Annotated in this window: 11 protein-coding genes; 4 read left to right on the forward strand and 7 right to left on the reverse strand. The window is 73.3% G+C overall.

Features of this window, described 5'->3' with window-relative positions; translation table 11 throughout:
• Nucleotides 1–64 precede the first annotated feature (64 nt).
• Nucleotides 65–1,351 carry a family 16 glycosylhydrolase gene (locus tag APR03_RS02695; RefSeq protein ID WP_253832464.1) on the forward strand — a complete coding sequence of 429 codons (1,287 nt, stop codon included), beginning with the start codon at nt 65–67 and terminating at the stop codon, nt 1,349–1,351.
• A 92-nt stretch (nt 1,352–1,443) separates the two neighbouring features.
• On the opposite strand, the gene APR03_RS02700 is transcribed toward APR03_RS02695, so the two are convergent.
• The 5 genes from APR03_RS02700 to APR03_RS02725 are packed head-to-tail and all read right to left on the reverse strand — an operon-like array spanning nt 1,444 to nt 7,855.
• Nucleotides 1,444–2,454: an ROK family protein gene (locus APR03_RS02700; RefSeq protein ID WP_275976952.1), complete on the reverse strand. Its 1,011-nt coding sequence runs from the start codon at nt 2,452–2,454 to the stop codon at nt 1,444–1,446.
• Complete coding sequence (locus APR03_RS02710) at nt 2,451–4,187, reverse strand: dipeptide ABC transporter ATP-binding protein (RefSeq protein ID WP_253832466.1); 1,737 nt, start codon at nt 4,185–4,187, stop codon at nt 2,451–2,453. Before APR03_RS02710 ends, APR03_RS02700 begins: the two co-directional genes overlap by 4 nt.
• Nucleotides 4,184–5,020, reverse strand: coding sequence for an ABC transporter permease (locus APR03_RS02715; protein WP_253832468.1), 837 nt, complete (start codon nt 5,018–5,020; stop codon nt 4,184–4,186). The genes APR03_RS02710 and APR03_RS02715 overlap by 4 nt, the downstream gene beginning before the upstream one ends.
• Complete coding sequence (locus tag APR03_RS02720; protein ID WP_253832470.1) at nt 5,017–6,045, reverse strand: ABC transporter permease; 1,029 nt, start codon at nt 6,043–6,045, stop codon at nt 5,017–5,019. The genes APR03_RS02715 and APR03_RS02720 overlap by 4 nt, the downstream gene beginning before the upstream one ends.
• A gap of 1 nt (nt 6,046) precedes the next feature.
• Nucleotides 6,047–7,855, reverse strand: coding sequence for a peptide ABC transporter substrate-binding protein (locus APR03_RS02725; protein WP_253832472.1), 1,809 nt, complete (start codon nt 7,853–7,855; stop codon nt 6,047–6,049).
• 247 nt (nt 7,856–8,102) lie between these two features.
• On the opposite strand from APR03_RS02725, the gene APR03_RS02730 reads away from it, so the two are divergent.
• Both APR03_RS02730 and APR03_RS02735 read left to right on the forward strand, forming a co-directional pair.
• Entirely contained in the window at nt 8,103–9,323 is a 1,221-nt protein-coding gene (locus APR03_RS02730; protein WP_253832474.1) for an ROK family transcriptional regulator, read from the forward strand.
• Entirely contained in the window at nt 9,320–10,813 is a 1,494-nt protein-coding gene (locus APR03_RS02735) for a M81 family metallopeptidase (protein ID WP_253832476.1), read from the forward strand. Before APR03_RS02730 ends, APR03_RS02735 begins: the two co-directional genes overlap by 4 nt.
• Before the next feature lie 207 nt (nt 10,814–11,020).
• On the opposite strand, the gene ocd is transcribed toward APR03_RS02735, so the two are convergent.
• Entirely contained in the window at nt 11,021–12,049 is a 1,029-nt protein-coding gene (gene ocd, locus APR03_RS02740) for an ornithine cyclodeaminase (RefSeq protein WP_253832478.1), read from the reverse strand.
• Nucleotides 12,046–13,035 carry a dimethylargininase gene (gene ddaH, locus APR03_RS02745; RefSeq protein WP_253832480.1) on the reverse strand — a complete coding sequence of 330 codons (990 nt, stop codon included), beginning with the start codon at nt 13,033–13,035 and terminating at the stop codon, nt 12,046–12,048. The genes ocd and ddaH overlap by 4 nt, the downstream gene beginning before the upstream one ends.
• Nucleotides 13,036–13,137: 102 nt before the next feature.
• On the opposite strand from ddaH, the gene APR03_RS02750 reads away from it, so the two are divergent.
• Nucleotides 13,138–13,575, forward strand: a complete 438-nt coding sequence (locus APR03_RS02750) for an Lrp/AsnC family transcriptional regulator (RefSeq protein WP_253832482.1) — start codon at nt 13,138–13,140, stop codon at nt 13,573–13,575.
• Nucleotides 13,576–13,593 lie beyond the last annotated feature (18 nt).

The raw sequence follows: 13,593 nt of genomic DNA on the forward strand, positions 1-13,593 counted from the left end.
GCGACTGCTGCTGTGCCTGCCGCGCTGCCCGCGCGGTGGAGGACCGTTCGCGAAGGAGCGTCCGATGCGTCGCACGAGACACCGCACCACCCGCACCGCCCTGGTGGCGACCGCCGCCCTGTCCCTCGTCCTGTCGGCCTCGCTCGCCGCCTCGGCGGCCGCACCCGTGGCGGACGACGGCGGCCGCGCCACCGACGCCCTCGGCGCCTCGGGCTCCCCGGCGGCTCAGGACCTCGCAGCGGCGCTGACCTGGTCCGACGAGTTCGACGGTCCCGCGGGCAGCGCTCCGAACGCGGCCAACTGGAACCACGAGACCGGTGGCGGCGGCTGGGGCAACAACGAGCTGCAGACCTACGTCAACTCGCGCAACAACTCCGCGCTCGACGGCAACGGCAACCTGGTGATCACCGCGCGCCAGGAGGGCGGCGGTTACACCTCGGCCCGGCTCACCACCAAGGGCAAGGTCCAGCCCCAGTACGGCCGGCTGGAGGCACGCATCAAGATCCCCCGGGGCCAGGGCATCTGGCCGGCGTTCTGGATGCTCGGCGGCCAGTTCCCGGGCACCCCGTGGCCCGACGCGGGCGAGATCGACATCATGGAGAACATCGGGCGGGAACCGCACATCGTGCACGGCACGCTGCACGGCCCCGGCTACTCCGGCGGCAACCCCATCACCGGCCAGTACATGCACCCGCAGGGCTGGTCCTTCGCCGACGACTTCCACACCTTCGCCATCGACTGGAACCCGAACTCCATCACCTGGCCCGTGGACGGCAACGCCTACCAGACGTTCACGCCCGCGAACACCAACGGCAACCCGTGGGTCTACAACCAGCCGTTCTTCTTCATCCTGAACGTGGCCGTGGGCGGCAACTGGCCCGGCTACCCGGACGGCAGCACGCAGTTCCCGCAGCAGATGGTGGTCGACTACGTGCGCGTCTACGACTCCCAGGGCGGCGGGGGCGGCCGGACCGGCCGGATCACCGCGAGCAACGGCATCTGCCTCGACGTGGCCGGCGCCAACACCGCCAACGGCACGCCGATCCAGCTCGCCAACTGCAACAACAACACCGCCCAGCAGTGGACGGTCGGCACGGACGGCACCGTCCGCGCGCTGGGCAAGTGCCTGGACGTGTCCGGTGGCGGCACCGCGGCCGGCACACCGGTACAGCTCTGGGAGTGCAACGGCACCGGGGCCCAGCAGTGGGCCGCGGTGAGCGGCTCGCAGGCACTGCGCAACCCGCAGTCGGGTCGCTGCCTCCAGCCGGTGGGCCGGGTGCAGAACGACGGCACCCGCACCGAGATCGCGAACTGCGACGGCAGCACGGTCCAGCGCTGGACCCTTCCGTAGCAAGGTCCGCCGCGTGCAGGCGATCGGGCATGGTTCCGGGGCCCGGAGCATGCCCGATCGCCTGGTCGCGGCGGACCTTCTCGCGCGCCCGGTCAGGCCCGGCGGGCCAGGGCCGCGGCGCCGACCACCGTCGCGTCGCCGCCGAGGGCCGCGTGGCGCACCTCGACCGGGTGGCCCGAGACCGGCGGCGCCTCGCGCAGCCGTGCGAGCAGGGCGGGTTCCAGCAGGTCCCACGCCCGCGCCAGCCCCCCGCCCACCACCACGTGGCCGACGTCGAGCAGGGCCGCCACCACGAGCACCGCTGAGCCGACGGCGTGCCCCGCGTCGGCGAACACCCGGACCGCGGCAGGGTCGCCCGCCCGCGCCAGCGCCTCGATCTCGGCCGCGCCGAGGGCGGACGCCGAGCCCGGCACCACACCGGCCGACACCCCGCCCACGCCCGCCTCTGCGCCCACCGCCTCCGCGTACCGGCGCTCCACCGACCGTCCCGACGCGAGCGTCTCGAGGTGCCCCCGCTGCCCGCACGTGCACACCGCGTCGCCGAACCCGGGCATGTGCCCGATCTCGCCGGCGGCACCCGCACCCCGGTACAGGGCGCCGTCCAGCCACAGCGCACCGCCGACCCCGGTGCCGAGCGCGATGCCCGCGGCCGACCGGACACCGCGCACCGCGCCCCACGTCGCCTCGCCGACCAGGAACGCGTCCACGTCGTTCGCGGCCGTGACGGGCAGCCCGGTGCGGGACGCGAGCCCGGCCCGCAGGTCGGTGCCCACCCAGCCGGTGAACGAGTCGCTCGCCGCGAGCACCTCGCCCGTCACCGGGTCGACGACGCCCGCCGCGCCGACCCCCACGGCCGTCACCCCGGCGCGCCCCGCACCGGAACCCGCGCCCGAACCCACCCCGGACCCCGCACCGTGCCCCATCCCGCGACCCGCCGCGGCCACGGCCCGGTCGACCAGCCCGGCGGCGACGTCGAGCATCGCGGCGCCACCCCGCGGCGTGGGCGCCGTCGCCGAGGCGACCACCTCGCCGTCGGCCGTGACGACCGCGGCGCGGATCTTGGTGCCCCCGATGTCGACGCCCGCGGTGGCCCCGTACGTCATCGGGCCGCGCCCGCGGTCAGCCGCTGCCGGGCGGCGCGCCGCGCACGCTGCGCCGCCGGGTCCGGCGTCGGCACGGAGGCCAGCAGCTCCGCGGTGTAGCGGTCGTGCGGGGCGGCGAACACGTCCGCCGTCGGGCCGCTCTCGACGAGGCGGCCGGCACGCAGCACCGCCACACGGTCGGTCAGCTCGTGCACGACGCCGAGGTCGTGGCTGATGAACAGGCAGCCGAAGCCCAGCTCCGCGTGCAGGTCCCGCAGCAGCGCGAGCACCTCGGCCTGCACGGACACGTCCAGGGCGCTGGTCGGCTCGTCGGCGACCAGCAGCCGGGGCCGCAGGGCCAGCGCGCGGGCCAGCCCGATGCGCTGCCGCTGCCCGCCGGAGAACTCGTGCGGGTACCGCCGCTCCGCACCGGCGGGCAGGCGCACCGCGTCCAGCAGCTCGCGGACCCGCGCCCTCCGCTCCGGTGCGGACAGCCGCCGTCCGTCCCGGCCGTGGATGACCAGCGGCTCCGCGACGGACTCCCCGACCGGTGTGCGAGGGTCGAGCGAGGCGCCGGGGTCCTGGAAGACGACGCCGACGTCGGCCAGCAGGCGCCGCCGGGCCCGGCCGCGGGCACGGCCGAGCGAGGTGCCCAGCAGCAGCACCTCCCCCTCCGTGGGCGTGAGCAGGCCCAGGCAGGCGCGACCCGCCGTCGACTTGCCCGATCCGGACTCGCCGACCAGGCCCAGCATCTCCCCCGCCCGCACGGTCAGGTCCAGCCCCTCGACGGCGCGGACGTGCCGCCCCTGCACCCGGTAGTCGAGGCTGACGCCGCGCAGGTCCAGCACCACCTCCCGCTCGTCCGGGCCGTCCGGTGCTCGCCCGGCGGCCGGCAGACCCGGCCCCGGCTCGCCCACCACCGTGCCCACCACTGTGCCCACCACCGTGCTCGCCGGCGGCACCGCGGGTACGGCGTCCAGCAGCGCCCGCGTGTACGGGTGCTCCGGGGCGAGCAGCACCTGCTCGGCCGCGCCGTGCTCGACGATCCGTCCCTCGCGCATGACGGCGACCTCGTCGGCGATGTCGGCCACCACGCCCATGTTGTGGGTGACCAGCAGCAACGCCGTGTCCCGCTGCGCCACGAGCTCGCGCAGCAGGTCGAGGATGCCCGCCTGCACGGTGACGTCGAGCGCCGTGGTCGGCTCGTCGGCGACGATCAGGTGCGGTTCGCACGCCAGCGCGATCGCGATGACCACGCGCTGCCGCTGCCCGCCGGACAGCTCGTGCGGGTACTGCCCCGCCCGCCGCTCCGGCTCCGGCAGGCCGACGGACCGCAGCAGCTCCACGGCGCGTTCGCGTGCGGCCGCCCGGGTGACCCGCTCGTGGTTGAGCACCGCCTCCGCGATCTGGTCGCCGAGCGTCATGGTCGGGTTGAGGGCCGTCATCGGCTCCTGGAACACCATGGACGCCACGCGGCCCCGCAGGTCCACGAGCTGGTCCTCCGGGGTGCGGACGACGTCGCGCAGGGCGCCGTCGTCGGCCAGCTCGACCGTGCCGGTGACGCGCGCCGTCGTGGGCAGCAGGCCCAGGACGGACAGCGAGGTCACGCTCTTGCCGGATCCGGACTCGCCCACGAGCGCGACCACCCGGCCGCGTCGCACCTCGAGGTCCACGCCGCGCACGGCGGGCACCTCGCCCGAGTCCGTGGCGAAGGTGACCGCCAGGTCCTGGATGCGCAGGACGACGTCGCTCATGCTGCCCTCCCCCTCACGTCGACCACGTCCCGCAGCCCGTCGCCCACGAAGTTCAGGGCGCACACCACGATCACGATCGCCAGGCCCGGCGGCAGGATCAGCCACCACGCGCCCTGGTAGATGTAGCTGATGCCGTCGTTGAGCATGGCGCCCCAGTCGGTGGTCGGCGGCTGCACGCCCATGCCGAGGAAGCTGATGTAGGCGACCAGCAGGATGGCGTCGGCCACCTGGAAGGTCGCGTTCACCACGACCGTGCCGACGGTGTTCGGGATGACGTGGGACAGCACGGTGCGGCTGTGCGTGGCGCCCATCGCCCGGGCCGCGACCACGTAGTCCCGGGTCCGCACGGACAGCGCCTCCGCGCGGATCAGCCGGGCCGGGACGAGCCACGAGACCAGGCCCAGGACGACGATCATCATGCCGACCGTGGGCCGGACGATCGTGGACAGCACCAGCAGCAGGAAGATCGCGGGGATGGCGATGCCGGCATCGACCACCCGCATCATGACGGCGTCCACGACGCCGCCGACGTACCCGGCGACCGCGCCCCACAGGGTGCCCACCACGGTCGCGAGCGCGCCGGCCAGCACGCCGACCAGGAGCGAGACGCGCCCGGCCACCATGAGGCGGCCGAGGTTGTCGTAGCCGAGCGCGTCCGTGCCGAGCGGGTGGCCGTCGGCTCCGGGCGGCAGGTTGGCCGCGCCGAGGTCGGTGGTCACCTGCTCCGTGGGGTGCACGAGCGGTCCGAGCACGGCGAACAGGACGAGCAGCAGGAGCGCCACGGCGCCCACCACCGCGAGCCGGTTGGCGGCGAACCTGCGCAGCCCCGTCATCGCAGGCTCCCGCGGGTGCGCGGGTCGAGGAGCGCCTGGACCAGGTCGGCCAGCAGCGAGCCGACGACGGTCGCCACGGAGATGACGAGCACGCAGCCCAGCAGCACCGGGAAGTCGCTGCTCTGTGCGGCACTCCAGAACAGGAGGCCCATGCCCGGGTAGTTGAACAGCTGCTCCACGACGAGCGCGCCGCCGAACATGACGGGCAGGTAGTACCCGAGCATCGCGACCACGGGCGTGAGCGAGTTGCGCAGCACGTGCCGCAGCACGACGCGCCGGTAGACGGTGCCCTTGGCGCGGGCGGTGCGCACGTAGTCCTCGCCGAGGTTGTCGAGCGTGGCCGAGCGCATGTAGCGGCTGAAGGTCGCGACGATGGGCACGGCCCCGGTGAGCACGGGCAGCACGAGGCCGGCGGGCTGGGCCAGCACCTCGGCGACGCCGCTGCCCTGCGGCGCCGCGGCGGGGAACAGGCCGGCGGTCTGGCTGAGCAGCAGGATCAGGAGCATGCCCAGGAAGAAGGTGGGGGTCGAGTAGGCGACGATCGCGAGCGTCGAGAGCCAGTAGTCGACGGCGCGGTTGCGCCGCACGGCCTGGTAGACCCCGGCGGGTACGGCGATCGCGACGGCGACCACGAGGGACAGCCCGGTGAGCAGGAGCGTCTTGGGCAGGCGCAGGGCGATGGCGTCGGACACCGACTGGTTGAGCAGGTACGACTCGCCGAGGTCGCCCGTCAGCGACCGGCCCAGGAAGGAGAGGTACTGGAGCACGACCGGCTGGTCGAGGCCGTTGGCGGCCTCGAACGCAGCGATCTGCTCGGCGGTCGCCTGCTGGCCGAGGACGCCGCGGGCCGGACCGCCGGGCAGGGCGTGCAGCAGCGCGAACACGATGACGCTGACCACGAGGATCACGGCCAGGGCCTGGAGCACACGCCGGATCAGGAAGCGGCCGAAGCCGCCGCGCGCCACCCGGGTGGGCGGCACGACGGCGACCTCGGTCGCACTCTGCGCGGGGATGGCTGTGGTCATGTCAGCCGGCCCAGCTCCAGCGCTGCGGGTGGAAGCTGGCGAGCGGGTCCTGCGTGGTGCCCTCCAGCCCCTCCTTGATGACCGAGACCTGGTAGACGGGGTTCGGCAGCCACATGACCGGCAGGTTCTCGGCGCCGTAGCGCGAGTACTCCTGCATGACCGACGGGTCGGTGCTCTCGGTGGAGTCGTGCATGAGCTGGTCGAAGGTCTCGTCGGAGTAGGAGCCGAAGTTCGACGCCGCGCCCGTGCCGAACACGCGCTCGCCGCTCGGGTAGCCGCCGAAGTACCAGCTGCCGGCGGTGCCGAAGAAGGGCAGCTCCCAGTCGCAGTCCGGCTGGTCGGCGGTGCACGGCGCGATCGAGGACAGCACGGTGTTCAGCGGCGCGGTCTCGATGGTGACGCCCACGCCCGCCTGCTCCATGGTCGACTTGATCTCGGCGAACATGTTGTCGGTCTCGGCCGAGCCGCTCTGGGACAGGATCGTGATCGCGAGCTTCTGCCCCTGCTCGACGTCCTTGCCGCACTGGTCGTCGCCCTCGCCAGGGTCGGTGCACTCCAGGACGCCGTCGGCGCCGGGGGTCCAGCCGTGGTCCGCGAGCAGCGCCGTGGCCGCCTCGGGGTCGAACGGGTACGGGTTGTCCTTCTGCTCGGCGGAGAGGAAGTCGCTCTCGGGGTTCTGCGGTACGGGCCCGTAGCCGGGCAGCGCCGCGCCCTTCCAGATCACCTCGGAGATCTGCTCCTGGTCCACGAGGTGCTGCAGCGCCTGGCGCACGTAGAGCTGGCGGTAGACCGGGCCCAGCTCGGGGTGGTTGAAGTTGTAGGGCAGGTATGTGATGGACCAGCCGGCCCACGGCTCGACCGTGTAGCCGAGCTGCTCGTACTGCTCGGGCGCGTCCAGGCCCGTGGTCGGGATGTACCCGTAGTCGACGGCGCCGGAGCGCACCGCGTTCACCTCGGCGTCCGTGGACGTGTAGGGCAGCAGGTTGACGGTGTCGATCGACGCGGCGTCGTCGCCGTCGTACGTCTCGTTGCGCGTCAGCTCGACCTGGCCCGCGTCGGTGAACCCGGTCAGGGTGTACGGGCCGTTGACGGTCTGCCACAGCGGGTTGGTGGCGTACGTGCCGAGGTCCTCGCTCTGCGTGACGAGGTAGTCGAAGATCGCCCGCGCGCCGTCCTTCGTCTCGGCGAGCGCGGGGTCGGGCTCGTCGTCGTCCGCGGCCTTGGCCCAGGCGTGGGACGGCAGGGGCACCACGAGGGTGAGCTGCGAGGCCTGGAGCCACTCGGGGTTGTAGACCTTGTCGAAGGTGAGCTCGACGGTCTTCTCGTCGGGCGTGGCCACCTCGGTGACGTTGTCGGGCATGCGGCCCTCGGAGTAGCTGGCCCACAGGTCAGTGTTGGCCTTCACGAGGTCGAACCAGAACGCGACGTCCGCGGAGGTGACGGGCTCGCCGTCGCTCCAGGTGCGGTCGTCGAGGGTGATGGTGACGGTGCGGGAGTCGTCGGAGAAGGTGATCTCGTCGGCGAGATCTGCCGTCGCGACGCGTCCCACCTCGCCCTCGGAGCCGTCGTAGGCGACGAGCGGCTCCCAGAGGGTGCGCATGATGGCGGAGTTGTGGGTGGCGAGCTTGCCGGCGATGCCCAGCGGGACGATCCAGTTGGGGGTCGCGTTGGCGGGCAGGGCGTAGTTGACGTCGGTGCGGGCGGCTGACTCGTCCGCACCGGAGGACGCGGAGCATCCGGCGAGGAGGGCGACGGCGGCGGCCGCTCCGACCGCCAGCCGCATGGCCCGTCCGGCCTGCGTGGTGCGCATCTGGGTCTCCTTGGTCTGCGGGGCCGGCGAGACTTGGTTCACCGACCGAATAATGAAGCACCGTAGACGGAGGAAGTTTCTGGGATCTACGCGGAATCCGTAACAAGACTGTTAATTCGCCCGCGCAAGAAGCCCGGTCCGGCCGATCTTGTCCTCGCCGTGGTGCAGACTCGTCCCGAGACTTGGTCCGTATCCCGCAAGAAGACCCGCAAGAAGTTCCGCACGACGTTTCCGGAGGAGGAGGCCTGTGGCCCAGACCGCGCGCCCTCGGGTGTCCGCCGCACGGCTCGAGCGCGAGATCGTCGTGCTCGTGTCGAGCGGACGCGCCCGGTCCCGCAAGGAGATCGCCGACGCGCTCGGCCTCGCGCCGTCGACCGTCTCCCAGCGCGTGCAGGCGTTGCTCGCCTCGGGCGACCTGGAGGAGACGGGCGAGGGCGAGTCCAGCGGCGGACGGCGTCCGCGCGCCCTGCGGGTGCCCGGCAGCACGGGCTACCTCGGCGTGGTCGACGTGGGCGGTGCCCACGCCCGCCTCGGCATCCTGCGCCACGGCGGCGAGCTCGTCGCCACCACGGAGATCCCGCTCGCGATCGCCGACGGTCCCGAGGCCGTGCTCGCGCAGGCCACGGCCGCGCTGCGCGACCTCGCCGGCACGGCGGCGGACGGCGGACGGCTGCTCGGCGCCGGCATCTCCCTGCCGGGGCCCGTCGACGTCGCGCAGCGGGCGCTCGACAGCCCGTCGCGCATGCCCGGCTGGTCGGGGTTCGACGTCGGCTCCTGGCTGGAGGACGCCCTCGGCGTCCCGGCCGTCGTGGAGAACGACGCCAACGCGATGGCCGTCGGCGAGCACTTCGGCCCCGCCCGGCGCACGCGGCACTCCGTGTCGGTCAAGGCGGGCACCGCGATCGGCGCGGGGATCCTGGTCGACGACCGGCTGTACCGGGGCGCCGGCGGCGCGGCGGGCGACATCACCCACACCCGCATCCCGGCCGGCGGCGACACCCCGTGCACCTGCGGCAACCGCGGCTGCCTGGAGACCGTGGCCTCGGGCGCCGCCCTGGTGCGGCTGCTGCGCGAGCAGGGCTACGACGTCACGGCGACCGCCGACGTGCTGACGCTCGTGCGCGACGCCGACCCCGTCGCGACCACGCTGGCCCGCACCGCGGGGCGGCACCTCGGCGCCGCGCTGTGCACGGTGGTCAACTTCTTCAACCCGGGCGCCGTGTACCTGGGCGGCGCCCTGTCCACCCTGGAGCCCTTCGTCTCCGCGATCCGGAGCCAGATCTACGAGGGCGCCCACCCGCTCATGACCCGCGACCTGGTGATCGCGCCGTCGGGGCTCGGCCCGGACGCGAACCTCGTGGGTGTCGGCCGCCTCCTGGAGGACACCCTCGTGCCGCACGCGTTCACCAGGCCGCCGGCCACGCCGCCCGCGATGACCCCGGCGATGACCCCGGAAGGAACCCGATGACCACCTCGCGCCCCCGCGTCGCGATCGCCGGCATGTCGATCGAGTCCAGCACGTTCTCGCCCCACCGCTCCGGCTGGGAGGCGTTCACGCTGCGCCGCGGCGACGAGCTGGTGACGCACTACCCCTTCCTCGCCGACGGCGCTCCCCTGCGGCAGGCCGCCGACTGGACCGGCGTGCTGCACGCGCGCTCCCTGCCGGGCGGCGCCGTGCCCGCCGACGTCTACGAGGCGGTGCGCGACGAGATCGTCGCGACGCTGCGCGCGCAGCAGGCCGAGCACGGCCCCTACGACGGGCTGCTCCTGGACATCCACGGCGCGATGACGGTGGTGGGCCGCGACGACGCCGAGACCGACCTCGCGGCGGCGGTCCGCGACGCCGTCGGCCCTGACACTCTGGTCAGCACCACGATGGACCTGCACGGCAACGTCCCCCGCGCGCTCGCCCAGCTGAGCGACCTCATCACGTGCTACCGCATGGCACCGCACGAGGACGTGTGGGAGACCCGGGAGCGCGCCGCGACCAACCTGCTCGCGCGGCTCCGGTCCGGCGGGGCACCGAAGAAGGCGTGGCTGCAGGTCCCGGTGCTGCTGCCGGGCGAGAAGACCAGCACGCGCATCGAGCCCGCGGCCTCCATCTACGCCGAGGTCGCGCGCGTGGCCGGGTCGCCGGGCGTGCTCGACGCGGCGCTGTGGGTCGGGTACGCGTGGGCGGACGAACCGAGCTGCCGGGCCGCCGTCGTCGTCACGGGCGACGACGAGGAAGCGATCGTGCGCGGGGCCGAGCGGCTCGGCCGCCGGTACTGGGACGCGCGCGACGACTTCGCGTTCGTCGCTCCCGCGGCCCCGTACGAGGAGTGCGTGGCGGCGGCGCTCTCGAGCGCCGCCCGCCCGTACTTCCTGTCGGACTCGGGCGACAACCCGACCGCCGGCGGCGCGGGCGACGTCACGTGGACGCTCGCGCGGCTCCTGGCGGAGCCGGCCTTCGCCGAGGGCGGCGGGAGCACGGCGATCTACGCGTCGCTCCCGGACGCCGGCGCGGCACGTTCGGTGGCCGCGACCTTCGCGGCCGAGGGCGCGGGCGCCGAGGTCGACGTCGAGGCGGGGGCGCGCGTGGACGACGGCCCGCACGGCCCCGTCCGGCTGCGCGGCGTGGTGGAGCACGCGAGCGACGGCGACCCTGACGCGGGGATCGTCACGGTCGTCCGCGTGGGTGGGCTGCGTGTGATCCTCACCGAGCGCCGCAAGCCGTACCACCTGGAGTCGGACTTCACGGCGCTGGGGCTCGACCCGCGCGGCACCGACGTCGTGGTCGTCAAGATCGGCTACCTCGAGCCCGAGCTGTACGACATGGCCGCCGACTGGATGCTGATGCTGACGCCGGGTGGTGTCGACCAGGACCTCCTCCGCCTGGGCCACCACCGCCTGACGGCCCCGACCCACCCGTTCCACCCCTTCCCCACGGAGCCAGACCTCCGCGCCGACCTCCTCTGACCCACCTGCCGAAGTAGAACCCTGCCGAAGTAGAACCCTGGCGAAGTAGAACTGCAGCGAGATAGAACCAGGGCGAAGTAGAACCGCAGCGCGCGCCCTGCTTCTATCTCGCCCTGGTTCTATCTCGCCCTGGTTCTATCTCGCTGCAGTTCTACTTCGCTGCAGTTCTACTTCGCTGGTGTTCTACTTCGGCGGGGTGAGGGTGGGTCAGGCGTCGGCGACCAGGGAGTAGAGGTCCTTCGGGTTCTCCGGCTCGGCGATGAGGTCGAGGTGGCCGAGCAGCTCGGGGGCGTTCTCCGTCACGTCCTGCAGCACGAAGCGCAGCGCGGTCCAGTCCTCCAGGGCGAACCCGACGGAGTCCCAGACCACCAGCTCGTCCGCGCTGCGACGGCCCGGTGCGACGCCCGTGACGACCTGCCACAGCTCGGTCACCGGGAAGTCGGGCGCCTGACGCTGGATCTCGCCCTCGATGCGCGTCTGCTCGGGCAGCTCGACGAAGACGCTCGCGCGCGCCACGGTGGCCGGGTCGAGCTCCGTCTTGCCGGGGCAGTCGCCGCCGATCGCGTTGATGAACACCCCGCCGGTCACGTCGGCGTCCTGCAGCACGGTGGCGTTCTGCTTGTCCGCGGTGCAGGTCGTGACGACGTCGGCACCGCGCGCGGCGTCGGCGGCGTCGTCGGCCAGGACCACGTCGAAGCCGAGCGCCTTGGCGTGCTTCGCCAGCTTCTCCATGGCGTCGCGGTCGACGTCGAAGACGCGCAGCGTCTCGATGCCGAGCTCGGCGCGCATGCCGAGCGCCTGGAACTCGGCCTGGGAGCCACACCCGATCAGGGCGAGCGTCCGCGAGCTCGCCGGGGCCAGGTACCGCGCGGCCAGGGCCGACGTCGCCGCGGTGCGCAGCGCGGTGAGCAGCGTCATCTCGGCGAGGAACGTCGGGTAGCCGTTGTGCACGGAGGCGAGCATGCCCACCGCGGTGACGGTCTGGTAGCCGCGCGACGGGTTGAGCGGGTGACCGTTGACCAGCTTGAACCCGTAGGTCTCGGCGTCGGACGTGGGCATGAGCTCGATGACGCCCTCCGCCGAGTGCGACGCGATGCGCGGCCGCTTGTCGAGCTCGGGCCAGCGCGCGAAGTCGCGCTCCAGGGCGTCGGTCAGGGCGGCGATCGCGGCCTCGGGCCCGCGGCGCGCGACCCAGCGGGCGGTGGCGGCGACGTCGAGGTACGGGACGGTGGTCATCGGGTCTCCTCCGTGGTGGCGGCAGTGACGGCGGCCGCGTCCGCGAGCACGGCGCCCGCGACGACGGCGCTGGCCAGCGCCGTGCCGGTCAGGGCGGGCACGGCGGACGGGGTGGTGGTCTCGGGGCGCAGCTCGAGCGTGCAGCACTTGACCGAGCCGCCGCCCTTGAAGATCTCCGACAGGTCGATGCCGACGGGCACGAAGCCGCGCTCCTTGAGCGCCTCGGCGTAGTCGTGGGCGCGGTCGCTGAGGAACACGTGCAGCCCGTCGGAGACGACGTTCAGACCCAGCACCGCGGCGTCCTGCCTACCGACGAGGATCGCGTCCGGGAACCGCTCGCGCAGCGTCTCCTGGGCCGCGGTGCTGAAGGCCTCGGGGTGGTAGGCCACGACGACCTCGCCCGAGACCGCGCCGTCGTCCAGCACGGAGAGCGCGGTGTCGAGGTGGTAGTACCGCGGGTCGACCAGCTCGAGCGGGACCAGCTCGATGCCCTGCTCGGCGAGCTCCAGGCGCTCGGCCACCTCGGCGTGGCCGGCCGGCGTGGTGCGGAAGCCGGTGCCGGCGAGCAGCGTCCTGCCGATGAGCAGCAGGTCGCCCTCGCCCTCCATGATCTCGACCGACTCGCCGAGCCGGCGGTAGCCCTCGGCGGCCGGCGAGCCGAACCAGCGGTCGTACGCGGGACCCTCGGCCGCGCGCTCCGGGTACGTGAACCGGGCGGCGAGCGCCCGCCCGCCGACGACGATCCCGCCGTTGGCCGCGTAGACCATGTCGGGCAGGCCCGGCTCGGGCTCGATGACGTCGACCCGGTGCCCGCGCGCCTGGTAGGCCGCGCGCAGGGCCTCCCACTGGGCGAGCGCCTTGGTGGTGTCGACGGGCGACGACGGGTCCATCCACGGGTTGATGGCGTAGACGACGTCGAAGTACGTGGGCGGGCACATGAGGTAGTGCCGCGGCGTTGCGGTCCGCTGGACCATGGTCTGCGTCATGGCGCGAGGCTACGGTCGCGCCGATTCACAACAGGCACGCATCCGTTGCGTTGTGAGCCGCTGAATCTTGCAAAATCACGCGCCGGGTTGAACGATTCGTTCATGGATGCCGTGAACCGGGCGATCGTCTCGGAGCTGTTGAAGGACGGGCGCGCCACCTACCAGGAGGTCGGCGCCGCCGTGGGCCTGTCGGCGCCCGCCGTGAAGCGGCGGGTCGACCTCATGCTCGCCCGCGGGGAGATCGCGGGGTTCACCGTGCGCGTCGACCCGCAGGCGATGGGCTGGATCCTGGAGGGCTACGTCGAGATCTTCTGCTCCGGGATCGTGTCGCCCAAGGTGCTGGAGCGCGACTTCGCGCCCATCCCCGAGGTGGTGCGGGTCTCGACCGTGACCGGCGACGCCGACGCGATGGTGCACGTCATGGCCACCAGCATGGAGGAGATCGAGCGCACCGTGGAGCGCATCCGCACCGTCACCCACGTGGTCAAGACCCGTACGGCGCTCGTGATGTCCCGCGTCGTGGACCGGCCCGGCGCCTGACCGGACGGTGGGCACCCC

This window comes from Promicromonospora thailandica, from assembly GCF_024171955.1.
In the GTDB taxonomy this organism is placed as follows: Bacteria; Actinomycetota; Actinomycetes; order Actinomycetales; family Cellulomonadaceae; genus Promicromonospora; species Promicromonospora thailandica.